At 55.6% G+C, this 21387-nt stretch carries 17 protein-coding genes and 4 tRNA genes; 10 read left to right on the forward strand and 11 right to left on the reverse strand.

Going from position 1 to position 21387, the window contains the following annotated elements; all coding sequences use genetic code 11:
• Positions 1-107: 107 nt before the first annotated feature.
• From clpP to ACHUE7_RS07260, 5 genes are all read right to left on the reverse strand, one after another.
• Complete coding sequence (gene clpP, locus ACHUE7_RS07240; RefSeq protein WP_127555324.1) at positions 108-746, reverse strand: ATP-dependent Clp endopeptidase proteolytic subunit ClpP; 639 nt, start codon at positions 744-746, stop codon at positions 108-110.
• Positions 747-851: 105 nt separating this feature from the next.
• The gene (tig, locus tag ACHUE7_RS07245) at positions 852-2165 is read right to left on the reverse strand and encodes a trigger factor (protein WP_394169386.1); all 1314 of its coding nucleotides are present in this window, start codon (positions 2163-2165) and stop codon (positions 852-854) included.
• A gap of 252 nt (positions 2166-2417) precedes the next feature.
• Positions 2418-2493, reverse strand: a tRNA-His gene (locus ACHUE7_RS07250).
• Between the two features lie 21 nt (positions 2494-2514).
• Positions 2515-2591: transfer RNA gene (locus ACHUE7_RS07255), tRNA-Arg, on the reverse strand.
• A 72-nt stretch (positions 2592-2663) separates the two neighbouring features.
• A tRNA-Pro gene (locus tag ACHUE7_RS07260) sits at positions 2664-2740 on the reverse strand.
• Between the two features lie 198 nt (positions 2741-2938).
• On the opposite strand from ACHUE7_RS07260, the gene folD reads away from it, so the two are divergent.
• The 3 genes from folD to ACHUE7_RS07275 are packed head-to-tail and all read left to right on the forward strand — an operon-like array spanning position 2939 to position 5080.
• Positions 2939-3805, forward strand: a complete 867-nt coding sequence (folD, locus tag ACHUE7_RS07265; protein ID WP_394169387.1) for a bifunctional methylenetetrahydrofolate dehydrogenase/methenyltetrahydrofolate cyclohydrolase FolD — start codon at positions 2939-2941, stop codon at positions 3803-3805.
• A gap of 14 nt (positions 3806-3819) precedes the next feature.
• Entirely contained in the window at positions 3820-4317 is a 498-nt protein-coding gene (locus ACHUE7_RS07270; protein ID WP_127555321.1) for a peptidylprolyl isomerase, read from the forward strand.
• A 4-nt stretch (positions 4318-4321) separates the two neighbouring features.
• On the forward strand, positions 4322-5080 hold the full coding sequence (locus tag ACHUE7_RS07275) for a UDP-2,3-diacylglucosamine diphosphatase (protein WP_394169388.1): 759 nt from the start codon (positions 4322-4324) through the stop codon (positions 5078-5080).
• A gap of 3 nt (positions 5081-5083) precedes the next feature.
• Here ACHUE7_RS07275 and ACHUE7_RS07280 read toward each other — a convergent pair whose 3' ends face one another.
• On the reverse strand, positions 5084-5755 hold the full coding sequence (locus tag ACHUE7_RS07280) for a MiaE family protein (RefSeq protein ID WP_394169389.1): 672 nt from the start codon (positions 5753-5755) through the stop codon (positions 5084-5086).
• A 179-nt stretch (positions 5756-5934) separates the two neighbouring features.
• Here ACHUE7_RS07280 and trmA point away from each other — a divergent pair, with 179 nt between their 5' ends.
• Entirely contained in the window at positions 5935-7020 is a 1086-nt protein-coding gene (trmA, locus tag ACHUE7_RS07285; RefSeq protein ID WP_394169390.1) for a tRNA (uridine(54)-C5)-methyltransferase TrmA, read from the forward strand.
• The gene (locus ACHUE7_RS07290; protein ID WP_394169391.1) at positions 7020-8111 is read left to right on the forward strand and encodes a methyltransferase; all 1092 of its coding nucleotides are present in this window, start codon (positions 7020-7022) and stop codon (positions 8109-8111) included. Before trmA ends, ACHUE7_RS07290 begins: the two co-directional genes overlap by 1 nt.
• Positions 8112-8148: 37 nt before the next feature.
• Here the strand turns inward: ACHUE7_RS07290 and rlmKL are convergent, their stop codons facing one another.
• Positions 8149-10299, reverse strand: a complete 2151-nt coding sequence (gene rlmKL, locus ACHUE7_RS07295) for a bifunctional 23S rRNA (guanine(2069)-N(7))-methyltransferase RlmK/23S rRNA (guanine(2445)-N(2))-methyltransferase RlmL (protein ID WP_394169392.1) — start codon at positions 10297-10299, stop codon at positions 8149-8151.
• Positions 10300-10594: 295 nt separating this feature from the next.
• Here rlmKL and rmf point away from each other — a divergent pair, with 295 nt between their 5' ends.
• The gene (gene rmf, locus ACHUE7_RS07300; RefSeq protein WP_127555316.1) at positions 10595-10810 is read left to right on the forward strand and encodes a ribosome modulation factor; all 216 of its coding nucleotides are present in this window, start codon (positions 10595-10597) and stop codon (positions 10808-10810) included.
• A gap of 106 nt (positions 10811-10916) precedes the next feature.
• On the opposite strand, the gene ACHUE7_RS07305 is transcribed toward rmf, so the two are convergent.
• The 3 genes from ACHUE7_RS07305 to ACHUE7_RS07315 form a co-directional block, all read right to left on the reverse strand.
• A complete protein-coding gene (locus tag ACHUE7_RS07305) occupies positions 10917-11942 on the reverse strand; it encodes a quinone-dependent dihydroorotate dehydrogenase (RefSeq protein ID WP_394169393.1) in 1026 nt (341 codons plus the stop codon).
• A gap of 76 nt (positions 11943-12018) precedes the next feature.
• A complete protein-coding gene (locus ACHUE7_RS07310; protein ID WP_127555314.1) occupies positions 12019-12243 on the reverse strand; it encodes a DUF2835 domain-containing protein in 225 nt (74 codons plus the stop codon).
• Positions 12244-12393: 150 nt separating this feature from the next.
• Complete coding sequence (locus tag ACHUE7_RS07315) at positions 12394-17199, reverse strand: NAD-glutamate dehydrogenase (protein ID WP_394169394.1); 4806 nt, start codon at positions 17197-17199, stop codon at positions 12394-12396.
• Positions 17200-17471: 272 nt separating this feature from the next.
• Here ACHUE7_RS07315 and ACHUE7_RS07320 point away from each other — a divergent pair, with 272 nt between their 5' ends.
• From ACHUE7_RS07320 to ACHUE7_RS07335, 4 genes are all read left to right on the forward strand, one after another.
• A complete protein-coding gene (locus ACHUE7_RS07320) occupies positions 17472-17705 on the forward strand; it encodes a DUF2970 domain-containing protein (protein WP_394169395.1) in 234 nt (77 codons plus the stop codon).
• Positions 17706-18241: 536 nt separating this feature from the next.
• Positions 18242-19903: a nitrite/sulfite reductase gene (locus ACHUE7_RS07325; RefSeq protein WP_394169396.1), complete on the forward strand. Its 1662-nt coding sequence runs from the start codon at positions 18242-18244 to the stop codon at positions 19901-19903.
• Positions 19887-20369, forward strand: coding sequence for a DUF934 domain-containing protein (locus ACHUE7_RS07330; RefSeq protein ID WP_394169397.1), 483 nt, complete (start codon positions 19887-19889; stop codon positions 20367-20369). The genes ACHUE7_RS07325 and ACHUE7_RS07330 overlap by 17 nt, the downstream gene beginning before the upstream one ends.
• Before the next feature lie 195 nt (positions 20370-20564).
• Positions 20565-21122: a cell division inhibitor SulA gene (locus ACHUE7_RS07335; protein ID WP_394169398.1), complete on the forward strand. Its 558-nt coding sequence runs from the start codon at positions 20565-20567 to the stop codon at positions 21120-21122.
• Positions 21123-21224: 102 nt separating this feature from the next.
• Here the strand turns inward: ACHUE7_RS07335 and ACHUE7_RS07340 are convergent.
• Positions 21225-21312: transfer RNA gene (locus tag ACHUE7_RS07340), tRNA-Leu, on the reverse strand.
• Between the last annotated feature and the right edge of the window lie 75 nt (positions 21313-21387).

The raw sequence follows: 21387 nt of genomic DNA on the forward strand, positions 1-21387 counted from the left end.
AAACCACAGCCCCGATAATGCAAGTTTTTTCAGGGAAACCACTGTGGTTGTTTGGTAAACATGATCAACCGATTGATTTTACAGGTATTTTAGCGATTTCATCACAATCAGCCAGTATTGCGGCTCTGCATGACCTTATCGACCAGGCCGTAGCTAACGGCGTCGTCCGCTTTCATGAAGTTATCACGATCAGTGTCTTTCTCGACAACTTCAAGCGGTTGACCGGTATGATACGCCATGATGTCGTTCAAACGCTGTTTCATTTCCAGAATTTCGCGCGCGTGGATCTCGATGTCTGACGCCTGACCCTGGAAACCGCCCAGCGGCTGGTGAATCATCATGCGCGAATTGGGCAGGCAGAAGCGTTTGCCTTTGGCACCGGCTGTCAGTAACAGCGCGCCCATGCTGGCCGCCTGACCAATGCACATGGTGCTCACATCGGGCTTGATGAACTGCATGGTATCGTAAATAGCCATGCCAGCGGTGACCGAGCCTCCCGGCGAATTGATGTACAGCGAAATGTCCTTGTCCGGATTCTCGCTTTCCAGAAACAGTAACTGCGCGACAATCAGGTTGGCCATATGGTCTTCAATCTGACCGACCAGGAAGATTACATTCTCTTTCAGCAGTCGCGAATAGATATCGTAAGACCGTTCACCCCGAGCCGACTGCTCAACGACCATAGGTACCAGACCGCTGGCGTTCATGATATCGGGTGCGGACCCGTTGGCATCAAACTTTGACATTGACTCGACTCCTGGTATTCAAAAAACAAAAAAGTTGGCACCCCCAAGGAAGCGCCAACTCTCATTGCTGCCTCATGCTGCCGACATCAGTGCCGGCACTGGCATTCAGCCTTGTGCCGCCGCCTTGTTCTTAACAGCGTCCTGGTAACTTACGGTGGATTCGTTCACCTTGGATTTACTCAGGATATAGTCGATTGCTGCGTTTTCAACAACCACAGCACGAACTTGGTTCAAAAGTTCACGATTGCTGTAGTAATAGTCAATGACCTGCTGCGGCTCCTGGTATACGGAAGCCTGGTCTTCGATGTAGGCGCGCACCTCGGCATCGTCTGCTTTCAGCTCGCCGCTGTTGATCACTTCGTTCATCAGCAGGCCGACTTTAACGCGACGCTCGGCTTGCTCCTGAAACAGCTCCTTAGGCAGGCTGGACGGGTCCATCTGGGCGCCACCACCGAACTGCTGAACGGCTTGCTGCTGCAAACGACCAATCTCTTCATCAACCAGCGCTGAAGGTACGTCTAGGCTGTTGTCTTCGACCAACTTCTCGATGACATCGTTCTTCAGCTTGGCCTGGAGTGCGTTGCGAGCTTCGCGTTCCATGTTCTGGCGAACTTCAACTTTGAAGCTTTCAAGGTCGGTACCCTTGGTGCCGAAGGCTTCAAAGAAGGCTTCATTCAACTCGGGCAGCTCGGCTTCAGCCACTTCGTTCAGCGTGATATCGAACACCGCTGCTTTACCAGCCAGTTCCTTGTTGCCGTATTCTTCCGGGAAGGTGACATCAACCGCCTTGGTTTCACCGGCTTTCATGCCGACGATGCCGTCTTCAAAGCCGGGAATCATCGACTTGGAGCCCAGAATCAGGGTCTGATCTTCGGCGCTGCCGCCATCAAACGCTTCACCGTCTACCTTGCCGACAAAATCGATCTTGACCTGGTCAGTATCGGCTGCGGCACGATCGACAACTTTATATTCAGCACGCTGCTTGCGCAGATTGGCCAGCATGTCATCAATATCGCTATCCGCTATTTCTGCGGACTGCTTGTCGAAATCATAACCGTCGAAAGCTGCCAGTTTTACTTCAGGGAAAACTTCAAAGGTGGCGACAAATTCAACGTCCTGGCCCGCTTTGTCCTGAGTGAATTCAATGCGCGGAGAACCGGCAGGCGTCAGCTTCTCTTCAGTCAGGGCTCTTGCGTAGTTGTTCTGTACTACTTCCTGCAGCACTTCGGCGCGAATACCATCACCAAAACGCTGTTTAACCACGGAAACAGGTACTTTACCCGGACGGAAACCGTCGATGCGCACGCGGCGAGCTGTTTGCTTCAGCTTTTCACTAACCGCATTATCCACTTCACTGGCGGGGACACCCACCTTCAGACGGCGTTCCAGACCGGTAGTCGCTTCGACAGACACTTGCATGAGGCTTCCTCTTGCTCTTTTATAAGGTAATGACCGGTAAACTAAGCCCGATCTGTACATTGGGTTAATTAGGGGGCGGTTAATGTAGGGGTGATGGGGGTACTATTCAAGCCCAGTCAACGGTATCCGGCCGCCCTGCTGACAAATAATGATTCAACCAACGATTGAATCCACCGGGAAGCAAGAAGCCGCCCAACTTTTTTAGCGCACATACAAAAAAAGCCGGAGACCGGCCTTTTCTGAAATAATAAGTGGGGTGGACGATGGGACTCGAACCCACGACGACTGGAATCACAATCCAGGGCTCTACCAACTGAGCTACGCCCACCACAAATTATCGTTACGAGACTGGTACGCCCGGCAGGACTTGAACCTGCAACCACTCGCTTAGAAGGCGAGTGCTCTATCCGGTTGAGCTACGGGCGCGTAATCCCAAAAGGTCACGCTACCAGAGCGGCGAAACCGCCTGCCCACCGAGACGACACCTTACTAAATTAATGGTCGGAGCAGAGGGATTCGAACCCCCGACCCTCTGGTCCCAAACCAGATGCGCTACCAGGCTGCGCTATGCTCCGATCAGTACGTCTCGTCAACGTGGGGCGCATATTACTGACGGGCTGGGGTGCCGTCAAACACTTTTTTAAAAAAATTCAGGAAAAACAAGACGATAGACCCTTTTCCGGTTAATTCGATCAATCCTTGAACTGAGTGTGTTTCCTTGCCCGACCCAGACGGGCATGCGAAAATCCGCAAAACTTCCAAGGAACCTCTCCATGCCCGCAAACATACTGGACGGTAAGGCGACGGCGAGCCGCGTACGCGCCCGTGTCGCCGAAGAAGTCACCGCCCTGACCAGCCAGGGGATTCGGCCACCTGGCCTGGCTGTTATACTGGTCGGCACTGACCCGGCCTCCGAAGTCTATGTTGGCAGCAAGCGCCGCGCCTGCGATGAAGTTGGCTTCAAATCAGTCAGTTACGATTTGCCATCATCTACCAAAGAAGCTCAGTTACTGGCGCTGATCGACGATCTCAACGACGACGCCTCCATTGATGGCATTCTGGTCCAACTACCACTGCCCGAGCATATTAATGCCGATACCGTGGTCGAGCGCATCCGCCCGGATAAAGACGTCGATGGCTTTCACCCGTTCAACGCAGGGCGGCTGGTTCAACGCCGGCCCATGCTCGAAAGCTGCACCCCAAAAGGCATCATGACCCTGCTGCGCGAAACCGGGGTGGATCTGCGTGGCCAGGAAGCACTGGTCGTTGGTGCCTCGAATCATGTCGGACGGCCCATGGTGCTGGAATTGCTGCTGGCCGGCTGCACAACAACCTGCGCCCATCGGTTCACGGTCGATCTTGAAAAACACGTACGTCGAGCCGATATCCTTGTGGCCGCTGTTGGCCGTCCCGGCCTGATCAGGGGCGACTGGATCAAAGAAGGCGCCATTGTGATCGATGTGGGCATCAGCCGCACCGACGATGGCAAACTGACCGGCGATGTGGATTTTGAACTGGCCTCTGAGAAAGCAGCCTGGATAACCCCCGTGCCTGGCGGTGTCGGTCCGATGACGGTAGCCACGCTGATGGAAAACACCTTGATAGCAACCAAGCGGTTGCACCTTAATCTCACGCAATAACCCGAGGACAACCTGTGAACGTATTGCTGACCACCAATCTGGGTGACATCACCCTGACCCTGAACACTGAAAAAGCGCCCAACACCAGCGCCAACTTCGCCGAGTACGTCAATGCCGGCTTTTACGATGGCCTGATCTTTCACCGGGTGATCAACGGCTTTATGGTTCAGGGCGGCGGCTTTGAGCCTGGCATGAAGCAGCGCTCCACCCGCGCACCTATCGACAATGAGGCCAACAACGGCCTTAAGAACACAGTTGGCACCATTGCCATGGCCCGTACCGCTGATCCGCACTCGGCCACGGCCCAGTTTTTCATCAACATTGCTGACAACAGCTTCCTGGATTTCAAATCGGAAAGCACCGATGGCTGGGGTTATGCCGTCTTTGGCGAGGTAACCGACGGCATGGACGTTGTTAACCGAATCAAAGCGGTACCGACAACCTTCAAGGCTGGCCATCAGGATGTGCCGACTGAAGACGTCATCATCGAAAAAGCCGTTATTCTGGAATGATCGGATGATACACCACCGCCGTGCTGTTCTGATTTCAGATCTGCACCTGAGCGAGTCCCGCCCGGACCTGGTCCGGGCCTTTTACGCCTTTCTGGATGACGTTGCCAGCCAGCACGAAGCCCTGTTCGTTCTGGGGGATTTCTTCGAATATTGGGTCGGTGACGACGCTACTACTCCCCTGCATGACGACATAGCAAGACGACTGCATCAACTGAGTGAGACCACTGCGGTCTATTTGATGGTCGGTAACCGAGATTTTGCCCTCGGCAACCACTACGCCAAACGCTGCAATGCGACCTTGCTTCCAGACCCGACCCCGGTTCAGTTTGACACTCAAACCTGGCTGCTAAGCCATGGCGATCGACTGTGCACCGACGACCGCGGTTATCAGCGTTACCGGGCCATCATTCAGTCTCCCGCCGTGCTGGGCACCCTGCGCCGACTGCCTCTGGCATGGCGGCTAACGTTGGCCGAACGCCTGCGCAAGGCCAGCAAAGACCGAAACAGAACGGATGCGCCCCGCTACATCGACGTGAATCAAAAAGCCGTGAAACGTGCGCTGAAAGGCACCCGGCACGCCGGGCTAATCCATGGCCATACCCATATGGCCGACTGGCATATGATCTCGGACGATAATGAACCGGAGCGGGAACGCCTGGTAATGGGTGATTGGGATAAACTGGGCTGGTATTTGCAATTCGAGCAGGATAGTAAAACGCTTAACCGGTTCAGCGTTGCCCAGTTAGCGTTCGGGCAAGACTGACCGTCATTCCTGCACAGGCACGCCACTGTGAAAGCGGAAGGTCTCATCCGGCAATTCAATCAAGCGGGCTTCCAGCTCCCGAAAAGCATCAACTCGATCCGTAATCTCTGTCTCTGAATACTGCCGTGCCAGCGTCAGATAGTCTTTGTAATGCCGCGCCTCGCTTTTTAACAACGAGAAATAGAAACGACCCAGCACCTCATCGCCCCGGCGGTACAATTCCGGCACCAGCGCTGCAAATCGCTCGCAGGACCGAGCTTCAACAAAAGCCCCCAGTATCAATCGATCAACCAGCTTTTCCGGCTCGCTCTTGCGAATCAGTTCGTGTAAGGCACCGGCATAGCGGCCCGCTGTAAGGTGCGTGTATTGAATTCCACGATCATCCATCAACTTGAGCACCTGATCGAAATGCACCAGCTCCTCACGTGCCAGCTTACTCATTTTCGACAGTAGTTCACGGCGATCGACGTATTTGTACATCATCGACATGGCCGCCGAAGCCGCTTTTTTTTCGCATTGGGCGTGATCGATCAGCAGCACCGTCAGGTTGTCCAGTGCCTTTTCAACCCAGGCTTGCGGAGTACGGTTGCCGAGAAAATCCGGGATATCCCCCAGTACGGTTTTCGGATCGGGGGCTTCTGTGGCCAATTCGGGACTAACAGCGTCTTGAATCACGCAAACTCCAACATGAATGATAAACGTCAGGCCAAACAGCCTGATTGAGGGCCCGGAATTATACTGATTCCCAGTGCACTCGACTATTGGCAAAATCAGCCAATGTAGATAACGGTATAAACTGGTTTGAGAGCCGGGAATAACTAGAATGGCGGCCCGAATCCTGAACTGGACTGGTCATGCCCTTCCCTTTTGCGCCCGAACAGTATGAAACACAGCTGACCGAGAAGGTTGAGCGCCTGAAAACGCTGTTTGACGGCATCACCCTGCCTGAACCCGAGGTGTTCCGGTCAGCCCCCAGCCACTACCGTATGCGGGCCGAATTCAAATTCTGGCACGAAGGAGACGACTCCTGGTACGCCATGTTTGACCCGGCCGACCCCAAAGTTCCGGTTCGGGTTGACCAGTTTCCGGTCGCCAGCAAACTGCTGAACCGCCTGATGGCAGAAGTACGTACCAGCGTGCTCGAAGACCCGCAGCTGCGGGAACGGTTATTTCAGGTCGAATTCATTACCACCCAGCAAGGCGACGCCCTCATCACCCTCATCTACCACAAGGCGCTGGACGATGCCTGGGAAGTTCGCGGGCGACACTGGCAGGAACAATGGGGGTTCCCGGTGATTGGCCGGGCACGCAAGCAGCGTCTGGTTCTGTCGCGCGACTATGTCAACGAAACCCTAACCATTCAGGGGCAGGATTATTATTTCAGGCAATACGAAAACTCCTTCACCCAGCCCAATGCTGGCGTTTGCGAACAGATGGTGGGCTGGGCCAAACACCACACAACCCACTGTGAAGCAGACTTGCTCGAACTGTATTGCGGCAATGGCAATTTCTCAATTCCGCTGGCTACCAACTTCAACCGCGCACTTGCCACGGAGATTTCACGGGTATCGGTACAGAGTGCCCAGCACAACATCAAGGCCAATGGGATCGAGAACCTGACCATTGCCCGGATGTCGAGTGAAGACTTCGCCAACGCCTGGCTCGGGCGGACCGAATCGCGTCGTCTGCGCGAATGGGCGGTATCGGACTACGATTTCAAAACCTTACTGGTCGACCCGCCCCGGGCTGGTCTCGATGACGACACCCTGGCCCTGGCGCGCCATTTCGAGCGTATCGTTTACATCTCCTGCAACCCGGACACCCTCGCTGCCAACGTGCGGGCGCTGGGCTCCGATTACCGCATTGAGGCCGCTGCCGTCTTTGACCAGTTCCCCTACACACACCACATGGAAGCGGGCCTGGTGCTGGTTAAAACCTGATGATTGGGGATCTGACTCAGTTAACGCTCAGCCGGGTACCACCGGCGCCGGACTTGCAAGCTTACAACGCGGCCGATGAGCTGGTATTGCAGCGGCTGCAGAGTTACGACGGCCCTGCTGGCCCGATGCTGCTGGTCAACGACGGTTTTGGCGCACTGGCGACGGCCCTGGCTTCGACCAGCCCGGACTGGTGGAGCGACAGCGCCATGGCCGGTGAAGCCTTGAAGCTGAACGTCAGCGCCAACCAGGCCAGTACACCCCGTCTTATTGAATCCAGTGCTGACCTGAAGGACCACTACGCGCTGGTGATTCTGCACGCCCCCAAATCGCTGACGCTTTTTGAGTGGCAATTGAGCCAGATCGCCGGGCGCATCGCCGAAGGCGGACAATGCTGGGTAGCCGGTATGGTCAAACACCTGAGCCGAGGTCACCAGAAGGTCATGCAGCGGTATTTTGGACAGATCAATCCGGGATTGGCGGTCAAAAAAGCCCGGTGCGTCACGCTGACGGACCCGCTCATTCAAGGCTCGCCAGAATTGGCTCATGACTATGTCGCCGGTCAGGTCAACCTGGTGTCCCTGCCCGGCTGTTTCAGCGAAGCCCGCCCCGACCCGGGCGCCCTGGCCTTTCTGGCTGTATTCGACCAGTTACCGGCGGTCGACCGGTTTGTGGACCTGGGCTGCGGCAATGGGGTTCTGGCGCTGAATTATCTGCACCGACATCCGCACAGCCTGGCCATTCTAATCGACGAGAGCCGCCAGGCCACTGCTTCAGCTACGGCCAGTGCAGCCGGTAACGGACGGCAGGTTCACCTCTATCACAACAATGGCCTGAGCGGCCTTGGCCTAACGGGTCTACCGCTCATTCTGTGCAATCCGCCGTTTCATCAGAGCACTACCCTCACCACCGATATAGCCCACAGCCTGTTCGAGCAGGCTGCAGGCGCCCTGGCGGACAACGGCGAATTTTGGGTGGTTGGAAACCGGCACCTCAACTATCACAAGACACTGACACGCTGGTTCAGCCAGGTCACCCCGGTGAGCCAGCACCCGAAGTTTGTCGTCTTCCGGTGCACGGGCCCCAAGCCATAACCTGGGAACTCTGTTCAATGCTTACCGGCCGCTGAAACTACCCTTTGTGGTGAAAGTGCCAGCACTGATGCGGCCGTGAGCGTTTGAAATCGAATGGAATCGACACCTGAGTCACGTCCTTTACGTCATACCGGGCCTGTAATTCCGGATCCAGCTTGAACTTGCGGAAGTTGTTGGAAAATATCAGCACCCCGTCGCTGGCCAGTGAGTTCATGGCCGCACGGATCAGGCCCGGGTGATCCCGCTGTATGTCCAGGGTATCCGTCATACGGGCCGAGTTGCTGAAGGTCGGCGGGTCCATAAAAATCAGATCAAACGTCTCGTTGTTTTCTTCAATCCAGGTCATGCAATCGGCCTGGATAAAGCGATGATGGCCAGAAACCTGACCGCCATTATGGCGTAAATTGTCTTTCGCCCAGTTCAGGTAAGTGCGCGACAGATCCACACTGGTTGTACTGGTGGCACCACCGACCAGGGCATGGGCCGTTGCCGCGCCGGTATAGCTGAACAAATTCAGGAAGCGTTTGCCCTGGGTATGCTGTTGAATCCAGAGCCGTGTCGGCCGGTGATCCAGAAAGACCCCGGTATCGAGATAATCCCTCAGGTTAATCTGCAAATTCACGCCGTGCTCGGCAATGGTGAAGACGTCACCCGCACTGTCTTTTCGTTCGTACTGCTGTTTGCCACGCTGACGCTGGCGCTGCTTGAGCACGGTACGCTCGGCGGGAATCCTGGTGACGTCGCCCAGTACCGCCAGGGCGTGCATCAGGCGTTGCCGGGCTTTTTCTTCGGGTATTTCCTTGGGCGGTGCGTATTCCTGAACATGCAGACTGTCGCCATAGCAGTCGATGGCGATGGCAAATTCGGGCAAATCAGCGTCGTACAAGCGGTACGCTTCTATGCTTTCCTTTTTGAGCCACTTTTGCCGCAATTTCAGGTTTTTTAACAACCGATTGCGCAAGGCGTCATCCTGCGCCACCTGCTGACTGGGCTGATGGGCGGTGCGGTCTCCGACCGAAAACACATAGAGGTGAGTTTCTATCGGGCCATTATAAAAACGCAGTTTCTCGGCCGCACGCAGCCCCGTTTCCCGCGCCAGAACGGTATCGGACGTCAGCAATGCCACCGTCCAGTCCGCCAACTCGGTCTGAGCCAGGTTACCCAGTTTACGGTATAGCGACAGCAACTCCGGTTTGTTACCCAGACGTTCGCCATAAGGCGGATTGGTCACTACCAGGCCAGGCTTGAGTGCCAGATGCGTGGGCCGCGACCATTCGGCCAGTGGCTTGTGATAACAGCGTGTCTGGCGACTGAGGCCAAGTCGCTCCAGGGTTTCATTGGCACGGGCAACAACACCTCCATCGGCATCGTATCCCAATACTGGCACCATGGCGGCTTCACCGTCCTGGCGCCTGGCGCGCGCTTCACCCAGCAAGGTGTTCCAGGCTGCCCGGTCATGCCCGAGCCAGCCTTCAAAGCCAAACCTGGGCCGCAACAACCCCGGAGCAAAGTCAGCGGCGATCATCGCCGCTTCGATTACCAGGGTGCCCGAACCACACAACGGATCGATAAAGCTTTCTCCGGCCCGTGCTCGCTCAGGCCAACCAGTGGCCAACAGCAATGCCGCCGCCAGGTTCTCCTTCAACGGGGCCGGACCGGTCGCCCGTCGGTAGCCACGCCGGTGCAGCGAATCCCCCGACAGATCAAGCGCCAGATCGATGCGTTTGCGCCCAATGAGCACCACAACGCTTATGTCCGGTGCATCCCGGTCCACATCCGGGCGGACGCCATGGCGTTCGCGCATCTGGTCGACAATAAAATCCTTAACCTTCTGTCCGCCATACCGTGAGTCATCTATACCCGGCAAGTGCCCCTGAAAATCCACCCTGAGCGTGCCCGAGGGCCGCACATGCTGATCCCAGTCGATGCTGTCAACCAATGCCTTGAGCCCGTCCATGCTCATCACGTCCGTCTGCCCCAGTGGCAAATAAATACGGTTGGCGAGCCGGCTCCAGAGACACAGGCGATAGGCTTCCAGCAACGGGGCGTCAAGCGCCATGCCCCGGGCCCAGTCGCGCGGGACCACGCCGGTAAGGTCGGTAATTTCCCGCTTGAGCAAGGCATGAAAACCGTTCGGACAGGTGATCCAGATTTCGTTGTGCGGCGTTTGAACAGCGTCTGAAGGCATGGTTAGACAAAATCTCTATAAAAAAACAAAAATGACTGCCGGGAGTTTATTAAAACCCGCGAACAGGGTTAGATGGCTCGCCTCACAACACCGATTCCAGAGCAGTGTTGCAATTACAACCACCATTTTATGACATCGAGCACTTAAAACGAGGTTTTTTAGACTGAATTGGTCATCGACACCGGTGGCCATCTTTCGATACAACAGTACCAGAAGGATAGTCGTAATAAGAGCTTCACAACGCTCGGCTCGGAAGGCCGGGTTTAATCCCATGGACTGAAAGAGAGGTCTATTTATGAAGCGACAAAAACGTGACCCGCTAGGACGTGCTTATCAAAAAGGCTACATGGCTGGTCTTGAGGGTAGATCCAAAAGTTTATGTCCCGACGGCAAACCCGAGGTCCATCAGGAGTGGATGAACGGGTGGCGCGAAGGACGATCCGATCAGTGGGATGGTTTCACAGGCGTACGCGGTGTACACCGTATCAACGAAGTACTGATGCCCCACTGACCCTTGTCATCCAACACTCACTACCCTTGACTCAAAAGCCGGCCATTCTGCCGGCTTTTTTGTACCCCTTTCCACCCCTGGGCCGACCCCCCTTTCACAACCAAACTCAGCTTTTTTTTGCCTGAGACAAAGAAGCCTGCACACAGTCCCGAATCAAGCCTGGCCCCTGGTAAATGAACCCACTGTAGATCTGAATCAGATCGGCGCCGGCATCCCACTTTTTCCGGGCATCAGTGGCAGAGCAGATGCCGCCAACGCCGATGATGGGCACCTGCGCTGGCAGCACCTCGCGCAGCAGTGTCAGCACCCGGGTCGACGACTCAAGCAAGGGGGCGCCACTCAAGCCGCCGCTTTCCTCTGCATGAGGGTGGCCCGCAACGGCTTCTCGAGCCAGGGTGGTGTTGGTCGCCACCACACCATCAATGCCGGACTCTGCCAGGGCCCGGGCCACACTCTGCACTTCATCGGCAGTCATGTCCGGGGCGATCTTGATCAGCAACGGCTTGAACCCATGAATCTCCGTCAAGTGTTGCTGTCGCTCCTTGAGCCCTGCCAGCAAACGGGTCAACGCCTCGCCAAACTGAAGATTGCGCAGCCCGGGGGTATTCGGTGACGACACATTGACCACCACGTAGTGCGCATGGGCGTAAACTTTGTCGAGACAGGTGAGGTAATCGCTCAGAGCGTCTTCTTCCGGGGTGTCCTTGTTCTTACCGATATTGATGCCGATAACACCGCGGTATTGGCTGCGTTTAACGCGCTCAACCAGGTAGTCGACACCTTTGTTGTTGAAGCCCATCCGGTTGATGATTGCCTGATGCTCGGGCAACCGAAACAGTCGCGGATGCGGATTGCCGGGTTGCGGCCGCGGTGTTACCGTGCCCACTTCAACAAAGCCAAAGCCGAGGGTCCCCAGCGCATCCAGATAATCGGCATTCTTGTCGAGCCCGGCGGCCAAACCGACCGGGTTCTCGAAATCGATGCCCCACAACGTTGTCCGCCGGCCTTCCGGTTTCTTGCTGAACGCGCCCAATACCCCCAGCCGCTGCAAAGCACCCAACCCATCGAGACTGAGATCGTGGGAGGTTTCCGGACTGAGGGCAAACAAGGCACGGCGGATCAGGTTATACATGGGCAGGCTCCGTTTTGGACGGCGCGCAGTATAGCACCGGCCCAGCCCAGACTTAAGAGCCGCCAGCAGGCTTCAATCAGGCAATACGTTTAACGGATACCAGTTTGTTGGCATCGTCAAATTCGATGCGAAAACTGCCGTGTATGCCGCTGCGGGTGACGAAGCGCTGCAGGATACTGGACGGGAAACGAACCCGCCGGCCATCACGCGCTTCGCACACCACCTGTGATACCTGTCCTTTGTAATGTCGCAGATAGTCATCTGCTGAAATGTACAAATCCACAATGAGGTGCTGCGCCATGCAGAACGGGTCTCCGGGGGGTGTCGGGATCGGTGAAGGGTGTCCAGACGTTGATTATGCTGACTTTCGATGCGCAAACAAGCTGACCATTACCAAAAAAGGCTCCCGGGGGAGCCTTTTTCAAACAGTCTTCTGCTTACGCTTGTTGCTTCAGAGTTCTGGCATCGTTGCCTGTGACAGATCCAGCAGTTCGCGAATCGCGACGCTGTACATGCTGAATTCGGGTTCATTGACAGCCCGAATTTCACTCATCATCCGTAACCAGCGCTCTACCAGAATGGTGTTGCGTTCCAGCCATTCAGAAACCACCGGTTCCAGCTCACTGCCCTTCTCCATTTGCGCAAACAGACCCTGGGTAATGCGTCGTTGTTGCCATTCCAGATCGTCCCGGAATGACTCCCGTGCCATAGCCTGCCAGTGCGTATTGACACTGAGGCTATTGACCTGGTCGGCAAAGTTATCCAGTTCCAGCGCATCGCCGACCCGGAAGTAACCCTGGGCAACCAGCATGGGGTCGCGCTCCTGGGTCTGAGCCACCGCGATGACCCCCAGGGTCGTGTACAGAATTTCGGAAGCACAGACACGGCGTGCCACGTCAGCCGGTATCCCCTGCTCTTCCAGTGCAGCCGCTTCTTTCAGCCAGTTCTCTTTTTGCTCTTCAGGCAACAGCGTTTCCAGCGCATCAATCATCCGTTCTACCGGCTCCCGATACAAACTGATGACGTTGCTGATGTCGATTCCGGTGCGGTAATTCTTCACCAGCCAGCGGCTGGCGCGCCGGACCATCCGGGCGGTGCGTAACATCAGCTGGCTTTGCAGCTCGCACGGAATCTGATGATCCAGAGCTTCGATCTGATCCCACAATCCATGCAATCCGAAGATATCCCGCGCTGCCACGTATGCTTTGGCCGCTTCAACGGGCGATGCGCCGGTGCTTTCCTGAAGCCGGTTGAAGTAGGCGATGCCCATGTAGTTGAAGATGTCGTTGGCAACCTGAGTGGCGACAATTTCCGACTTCAACCGGTGCTGGCGCATCGGCCCTTCGAACTTCTTGAGCATTTTTTCCGGAAATACGGTTGTTACCGCGTCTTCCAGGTAGGCATCTTCAGCGACATTTTCGCGAATCAGCTGCTCTTTCAGATCCCCTTTCACGTAGGAAATCAGCACAGACAACTCAGGCCGCGTCAGACCCAGGCTGCGGGTCTTGCGCTCTGTAATGTCTTCGTCCGAGGGCAAAAACTCGAGCGAGCGATTCAGCTTTCCAGCGGCTTCCATCGAATTGATCAGACGGCGGTATTCTTCCACACGCCGGCTCGACTCGGTGAACGCCAGGCCCAACGCCTGGGTTTGGCGATAGTTATTGCGCAAGACCAGACGGGATACATCCTCGGTCTGCTTGAACAACCATTCATTACGCTGCTTGACGGTCAGGTCACCATTGGCGACCAGGTCGTCCAACAGGATCTTCATGTTGACTTCGTGGTCAGAACAATCGACACCGCCGGCATTGTCGATAAAATCGGTAAAGCAGCGTCCGCCGTTCAGGTTGAACTCTACCCGTCCCAGCTGACTGAAGCCCAGGTTGCCCCCTTCACCAATCACCTTGCAGCGTAACTCGTTGCCATTGACCCGTAACGCATCGTTGGCCTTGTCGCCGATGTCGGTATGATTTTCATGGCTGGCTTTGACGTAAGTGCCGATACCGCCATTCCACAACAGATCCACCGGTGCTCTGAGCATGGCACTGATCAGGTCGTTCGGTGATATCTTCGACTTGCTGATGCCAAACACCGCTTTCATTTCCTTCGAAACCGGAATCGACTTGGCTGTACGGCTGAAAATGCCGCCCCCTTTGGAAATCAGCGACGCATCGTAGTCTTCCCAGCTCGAACGCGGCAGGTCAAACAACCGTTGCCGCTCGGCGAAACTCGCCGCGGCATCGGGTTCAGGGTCCACAAAAATATGCAGGTGGTTGAAGGCACCCACCAGTTTCAGCGTTTGCGAACGCAGCAGGCCGTTGCCAAAGACATCGCCGGCCATATCACCAATGCCAACCACGCTGATGGGGTCTTTCTGGACATCCAGCCCCAGCTCTCGAAAGTGACGTTGTACGCTGACCCAGGCGCCCCGGGCAGTGATGCCCATTTTCTTGTGGTCATACCCATTACTGCCGCCCGAGGCAAAGGCATCCCCCAGCCAGAAGTCGTATTCGTCGGCGACCGCATTGGCAATGTCAGAGAACGTTGCGGTGCCTTTGTCGGCGGCGACAACCAGATAGGGGTCGTCTTCATCGTAGCGCACGACGTTTTCGGGGGCGATCAACTCACCTTCTTTGAGGTTGTCGGTGACATCCAGCAACGCCCGAATAAAGGTTTTGTAGCAGGCAATGCCTTCGCGCATAAAGGCTTCGCGATCGCCGTCCAAAGGGAGTTGCTTGGCGACGAATCCGCCTTTGGCACCCACGGGTACAATAACCGCGTTCTTGACCTGCTGTGCCTTGACCAGCCCCAGCACTTCGGTACGGAAATCTTCAATCCGGTCGGACCAACGCAGCCCACCACGGGCCACCTTGCCACCGCGCAAGTGCACACCTTCGACGCGCGGTGAGTAGACAAAGATCTCAAACATCGGCCTTGGCAATGGAATACCGCTGATTTTGGCCGGGTTCAGTTTGAAACTGATGTAATCCTTGCGGCGACCGGGCTCATCTTCCTGATAGAAGTTGGTGCGCAAGGTCGCTTTCATCAGCTCAACGTAGCGCCGCATGATGCGGTCTTCGTTGATGTTATTGACGCTCTCCAGTGACTGTTCAATACCCTGCAACCACTTGTCGACCTGGGGTTTGCCTTTTTGTTTGGCCGGGCTGAACCGGGCCGAGAACAGCTCGGCCAGCATGTCAGTAATCTCGGTGTATTTGATCAGGGTGTCGGCGATGTATTCCTGTGACAGGCCAAAACGCAGTTGCTTCATGTAATGCGCATAGGCACGCAACATGGCGACTTCGCGCCAGGTTAAGCGGGCGCGCAGAATCAGCTGATTGTAGGCGTCGTTTTCAGCCCGGCCATTCCAGATATTGATAAAGGCCCGGGAGAACTCATCGCGGTATTTGGCCGGATCAAGGTCCGGATCGGGCTCGTAAAGCAGGGAGAAATCGTAGATCCAGATGCAGCTGTCTTCCCCGTAATTGATCTCATAGGGGTATTCGTCGATGACCTTTAGCCCCAGGTTCTCCAGAACCGGAATCAGGTCGGACAGCAGCAATGCCGAGCCTTTGTTGAAGATCTTCAGCTTCAGCTCACTGCCCGTCGGCTCCATCGAACGATAAAAGCTGAGCGTGATGGGGTCGGCATTGGTCGCGTTGAGCGATTCCATACGCTGAATATCAGCCACCGCTACCCGGGCGCTGTATTGCTCGCGATAGCTGGCCGGAAAGGCCTCAACATACCGCTGATGAAAACGCATGCCCTTTTCTTCACCGAACGACTCGATCAGCGCCTGTTGCAATTCATCCGTCCAGCGACGGGCGATCTGGACGATGCGTTTTTCCAAAAGTTCGGTCGGCAATTCTTCGTCGATCGGATGGCTCAGTTTGAACACAAACCGCGTTCGCGCCAGCACGGATTCACTGAAAAAGGTGGTGAAATCAGACCCTTCAACATCGAACTGATCAACCAGCAGGTCGTGCACCTGCTGGCGCAATTGCGAGTTGAAGATATCGCGCGGCATATAGACGATGGCGTTCAGGAACTTGCCATAGATATCCTTGCGCAGCAGCAACCGGATGCGCTTGCGTTCCTGAATGGCCAGCACGTCCAGCGTCATGTTCAACAGGGTATCGACCGACGCCTGGATCAGTTCATCGCGCGGGAAAGTAAAGAGAATGGAAGCCAGCTCCTTGTAATTGTGGCCACCCTCGGCAAACCCGCTCTTTTCCAGAACCAACTCAATTTTACGACGCACAACCGGTATATTGACCGGTGCCTCGTTGTAAACGGTCGAGGTGTAGAGCCCCAGAAAACGGCGCCCGCCAACCACCTCACCCTTGTCATTAAAGTGTTTGACCAGCACATAGTCCGAATAGGCCGGGCGGTGAACATTGGCCCGGTGACCGGATTTGGAGAAGATCAGCAGTTCTTTCTCAAAGACATGAGAACGGCGGTGCTCGGACATTCCCGCAATGGTCTCATCACGGCGTTTTGGGCTTTTCTTGAACAACCCAAGCGCACTGCCTTCAACCTGCTTAACCGTATCACCCTCGACAACGTATTCATCATAGGCCAGGAAGGTGAAGTGGTTATTGGCCAGCCACTTCATGAACACCTTGCCTTCATCGAGTTCCGAGGCGTCTACCGGGTATTTCAGGGTGTTGAAATCGCTGATGGCATCCCGGGTTTTCTGCAGAATGGCGGTGTAATCGTCAACAACCCGCTCAACATCCTGAACCACGGAGCGAATTTCGCTCTCGATACGATCGCGCTCACTGGCGATGGTTGTGCGGTCAACCTCGATCAGCAGCAGTAATTCCTGGGCACCTTTGCCCGAAAAGCCGTCAAATTGCCCGCTTTTGTTGCGCGATACAGCCAGGCTGGCGTGAAAAATTGTATGAATATTGGCACCCAGACGATTCAGGGTGAGGCGAACAGAGTCGATAATGAACGGCAAATCCGAATGCAAAATGGACACGATGGTATGCGGCGACTGCCACTCGTGCTCTTCGACATTGGGGTTAAATACATTGACCAGCCCATGCTGTGCTTTTCCGCCCTGCAAGGTGCGCCACATTGAAACTACCAGACCGGCCAAGTCGGTCATTTCATAGGAAAGCAGATCTTGCATTGATGCATGCTTGAACAGGGCATGAATCAGCGTCTTCAGGTTATCACTGTGCTCTTTCGGGAAGTGGGGCTGAAGGCGGGCATGCAAGCTTTCAAGCAACTCACTTCGCTGATGAGACATGGTTTGCGTCATTGTTGGCCTCTGTTTTTCTTTTTAATGTCCGGCAATGTCAGGCATTGCTCACTGTTGATTTGCAGGTAGTATGGATTGTGCTGTGTCTGATTGATGATGTCGGGTGCTTGTTTGATACTAGTTGAACCGGGCGTATTCTCTAGTAAACGACACCCCCTTTCACCCTGCCGGCCACCGTTTTGCGGGGCTTTGTCGCATTGCAGGATGCAGGGTCGCATTTATGAAATCTATTTGATAATACTGAAGTGAGAGACTGTATCATGTCCGGTAAGAGAGGTTCGACTGCTAATGACACCGAAAATCGTGCCAGCAAACCGCGATGGTCGAAGTTACTGATCAGCCTGCTGGCTGGGCTGGTGGGTGTGCAGAGCGACAAAAATCGCGTCAGCGATTTTTCATCAGGCAGTATCTGGCCCTTTATCATCGGTGGCATCCTGTTCACCGTGCTGTTTGTGTTCAGCCTGATTGGGCTGGTTACCTTGCTGGCACCCTAAGCAGACTGCCGGCATGCCACCTGCTAAAAAGGCCCTTTTCAGGGCCTCAGCGACGCTACCTTGTGCAGAGCAAAGTTGCTATTAGGTTGCGGTTGCAACCCAGTAAACCGCTGCAACCACAACGGTAGTGACGATTATAACTGCCGCGATGGCATCCGCCTGAGCATCCGTCATGCCTGATTTCTTGGTTGTTGCCATAATTAAACCCCCCTTTTTGTTCTTTTTGTGAGCATGTCTTTAGTGTGGCAGCATCCATTATTCTGGTATGCCGAAGATCGGGTTTTAACATCCTGTCGCGCTGTCTTTGCAGCCCATCGACCCTAGGCGACCGTTCCGGCAGATAGTCGTTCCCGGGCCGCAGCTAGCACGTTTGGACCAGAATGCTATTTACGCGAGCCATTTAATCGTCTATTGGACGCTGGTTCAAGCCGTCTCATATAACGGTATAGCATAAAATTATGAAATATAAATTGTTTATGGAATAAGAGGCTTTCTCTATAGTGTGAGCCAACACCCTCATTGGATAGGCGGACTGCATGTACCTGTACGATTCGTTCGATCAGAAAGTGGTCGATGAACGCGTTGCCCAGTTTAGAGAGCAAACTGAGCGCTACCTCGACGGCAAAATCGCCGATGACGAGTTCCTGCCGCTGCGCCTGCAAAATGGCCTGTATATCCAGCGCCATGCGCCTATGCTGCGCATCGCCATTCCCTATGGCTTGCTGTCTTCCAGGCAGCTCTATCGCCTGGCCGACCTGACCGAGCAGTACGATAAGGGTTATGCCCATTTCACGACGCGCCAGAACGTCCAGTTCAACTGGCCCGCCCTGGAAGACGTGCCTGACATACTGGCGGGCCTGGCCGAGGTGCAGATGCACGCCATTCAAACCTCGGGCAACTGCATTCGCAACACCACCACCGACCAGTTCGCCGGTGTGTTGCGGGATGAAATTGCCGACCCGCGCCCCTGGTGCGAGCTGATTCGCCAATGGTCCACCCTGCACCCCGAATTTGCCTTCCTGCCGCGCAAGTTCAAGATTGCCGTCAATGCCAGTCCGGACTCAGACCGGGCAGCCGTCCGGTTTCACGACATTGGCCTGGAACTGGTGCGAGACGAAGGCGGCGATATCGGGTTCCGCGTGTTTGTCGGTGGTGGCCTCGGCCGCACGCCGCTGGTGGGCCAGAACGTACGCGATTACCTGCCAGCCAGGCATCTGCTGACTTACCTCGATGCCATTCTGCGGGTCTACAACCTGAACGGCCGGCGTGACAATAAATTCAAGGCGCGGATCAAGATTCTGGTTAAAGCGCTGGGCGTAGATGCCTTCCGTGATCGGGTTGAGGCTGAATGGGCCCACCTGAAAGACGGCCCGGGCACACTGACCGACGCTGAAATCGAGCGCGTGGGCAAGCATTTCGTCGACCCGGCTTACGCCAAACTTCATAACGCCGACACGGTACTGGCCGAACAGAAAGACGCCCACCCGGGCTTTAGCCGCTGGCTGGAACGCAATGTTACTGGGCACAAAAAGCCGGGCTATGCGGCCGTTACCCTGTCACTCAAGAAAGTGGGCTATGCCCCGGGCGATTGCACCTCTGGCCAAATGCGCGCGGCCGCACAACTGGCCGATGCATTCTCACTGGGTGGATTGCGCGTCAGCCACGAACAAAACCTGATCCTGGCCGATGTGCGTCAGGATCAGCTGTTCGAACTCTGGGAAGCCGCCAAACAACATGGCTTCGCCACCCCAACCATTGGCACCCTGACCGACGTAATCTGCTGCCCCGGTGGAGACTACTGCGCCCTGGCCAATGCCAAGTCCATCCCGATTGCCGAGGCGATCCAGGCTCAGTTTGATGATCTGGATTATCTGTTTGATCTGGGCGACATCGATCTGAACATTTCTGGCTGCATGAACGCCTGTGGTCATCACCATATTGGCAATATCGGCATTCTCGGCGTGGATAAAAAAGGCGAAGAGTTCTACCAGGTATCGCTCGGTGGCGACTCCGGTCTAAATGCCCGGGTTGGCAAGATCCTCGGGCCGTCGTTCAAGGCCGACGAAGTGCCCGCCGTGGTCGACAAGGTTATACAGGTCTATGTTGACCACCGCCGGCCCGACGAAGCCTTTATCGATACCGTAGACCGAATTGGCATCGAGCCGTTCAAGGAGCGTGTTTATGCAAAATCTCATTAAAGACGGGCAGCGCCAGGACGACCTCTGGACACTCATTGACGACGACGCGCCCCTGCCAGCCGAAGGCCCGGTCATTCTGCCTTTGGCTCTCTATCAGGCTCAAAAGGCCGAATGGGACGCTTCCGACCGCGACCTCGGTGTCTGGTTGAACGATGAACAGATGGCAGAAGACGTGACTGACAGTCTGGACAACCTGGCACTGATTGCACTGCGCTTTCCCAAGTTTGCCGATGGCCGTGGTTTCTCCAAAGCCCGCCTGCTGCGTGAGCGCTATGGCTATTCCGGTGAGCTTCGCGCCATTGGCGACTTTTTGCCGGATCAGGTGTTTTATATGGGTCGCTGCGGCATCAACGCCTTTGCCTGCCGAACCGAGGACGAAGCATCGATCGCGCTGGCTCTGCTGGCGCCGTTCAGTGTTCGTTACCAGGGCGGAACTGACAGCACCCCTTTGTTCGAGCATCGCTGACGCGCTTTCCTGACGTCTTACCAGCTTCCCCGACCAGGCCCTCTCAGCAGGGCCTTTTTTTTACCTTGCCAGCCAGAAATTCAGCCCATGTCTGTCGCAAAGACACCAACTCGATCACAAAAAAAGTTGACGACACCCTGATCACTGTATATAACTACAGTTACTGTATATATGAACAGTAATCAGGAGGCCGTCATGTCCGCAACCGCACAGATCACTCAGACCGAAATCGACCGCAATACTCCCGTCTGGCGTAGCCGCGCAACGAGGCCACAGCCACAACACGGTCGGGCAGCCGCTGACGCGCTGACAATGAGCACGCTGACTGAAGTCTTCTGCCAGGCCGAAGGATTGCGGCAACTGCATCTGCTGGTCCCTGTGCTGGCCCAATTGAGCCAGAAAAAACAGTGGATTACCTTCATCGCCCCGCCCTGCCTGCCGAATGAACGCGCCCTGGCCCGTGCTGGCGTTGATACCCGCAAGGTTCAGATCATTCATACCCGCACCATCAGAGATTACTGGAAGACACTGGACGACGTACTGCACAACGGACAGAGCAGCGCCGTACTGTGCTGGCCCCCGCAGGGCGAATACAACGATGCCAGGCGCGCACAAATGAAACAGACGGGTGACAGCAGTGATACGCTGGTGTTCGTCTTTCGGCCGTTCGGCAAAACGCGCTCCGAGGCCGTTAACGACACCGACAAGGCAGCAACGCCCAACGATGAGCGCCAACTGGCCCTGGCATTCTGATACCACTGGCGAACTTAAAGCAGTTTATTAAGAAAGTGGATTGAAAAGGATGTACAGAAGGGCTGGCAAAAGCTGAAGGTTAGTAAGCGCTATGGCTGAAACTGGTGCCCGGAGCCGGAATCGAACCGGCACGGCCGCAATGGCCGAGGGATTTTAAGTCCCTTGTGTCTACCAATTTCACCATCCGGGCGAATCGAGGACTGTCTCGGTGCGGTCACGATGCCGCGGATACTGCAGAACCCTGACCAGGGCTATATAGCCACTT

The organism is Saccharospirillum alexandrii, assembly GCF_043641555.1.
GTDB classification, from domain to species: Bacteria; Pseudomonadota; Gammaproteobacteria; order Pseudomonadales; family Natronospirillaceae; genus Saccharospirillum; species Saccharospirillum alexandrii_A.

What these genes read in the sequence shown, in the direction of transcription:
- clpP (WP_127555324.1), bottom strand. Translation starts at nt 746, where the DNA reads ATGTCAAAGTTTGATGCCAACGGGTCCGCACCCGATATCATGAACGCC.
- tig (WP_394169386.1), bottom strand. Translation starts at nt 2,165, where the DNA reads ATGCAAGTGTCTGTCGAAGCGACTACCGGTCTGGAACGCCGTCTGAAG.
- folD (WP_394169387.1), top strand. Translation starts at nt 2,939, where the DNA reads ATGCCCGCAAACATACTGGACGGTAAGGCGACGGCGAGCCGCGTACGC.
- ACHUE7_RS07275 (WP_394169388.1), top strand. Translation starts at nt 4,322, where the DNA reads ATGATACACCACCGCCGTGCTGTTCTGATTTCAGATCTGCACCTGAGC.
- trmA (WP_394169390.1), top strand. Translation starts at nt 5,935, where the DNA reads ATGCCCTTCCCTTTTGCGCCCGAACAGTATGAAACACAGCTGACCGAG.
- ACHUE7_RS07290 (WP_394169391.1), top strand. Translation starts at nt 7,020, where the DNA reads ATGATTGGGGATCTGACTCAGTTAACGCTCAGCCGGGTACCACCGGCG.
- rlmKL (WP_394169392.1), bottom strand. Translation starts at nt 10,299, where the DNA reads ATGCCTTCAGACGCTGTTCAAACGCCGCACAACGAAATCTGGATCACC.
- rmf (WP_127555316.1), top strand. Translation starts at nt 10,595, where the DNA reads ATGAAGCGACAAAAACGTGACCCGCTAGGACGTGCTTATCAAAAAGGC.
- ACHUE7_RS07305 (WP_394169393.1), bottom strand. Translation starts at nt 11,942, where the DNA reads ATGTATAACCTGATCCGCCGTGCCTTGTTTGCCCTCAGTCCGGAAACC.
- ACHUE7_RS07310 (WP_127555314.1), bottom strand. Translation starts at nt 12,243, where the DNA reads ATGGCGCAGCACCTCATTGTGGATTTGTACATTTCAGCAGATGACTAT.
- ACHUE7_RS07315 (WP_394169394.1), bottom strand. Translation starts at nt 17,199, where the DNA reads ATGTCTCATCAGCGAAGTGAGTTGCTTGAAAGCTTGCATGCCCGCCTT.
- ACHUE7_RS07320 (WP_394169395.1), top strand. Translation starts at nt 17,472, where the DNA reads ATGTCCGGTAAGAGAGGTTCGACTGCTAATGACACCGAAAATCGTGCC.
- ACHUE7_RS07325 (WP_394169396.1), top strand. Translation starts at nt 18,242, where the DNA reads ATGTACCTGTACGATTCGTTCGATCAGAAAGTGGTCGATGAACGCGTT.
- ACHUE7_RS07330 (WP_394169397.1), top strand. Translation starts at nt 19,887, where the DNA reads ATGCAAAATCTCATTAAAGACGGGCAGCGCCAGGACGACCTCTGGACA.
- ACHUE7_RS07335 (WP_394169398.1), top strand. Translation starts at nt 20,565, where the DNA reads ATGTCCGCAACCGCACAGATCACTCAGACCGAAATCGACCGCAATACT.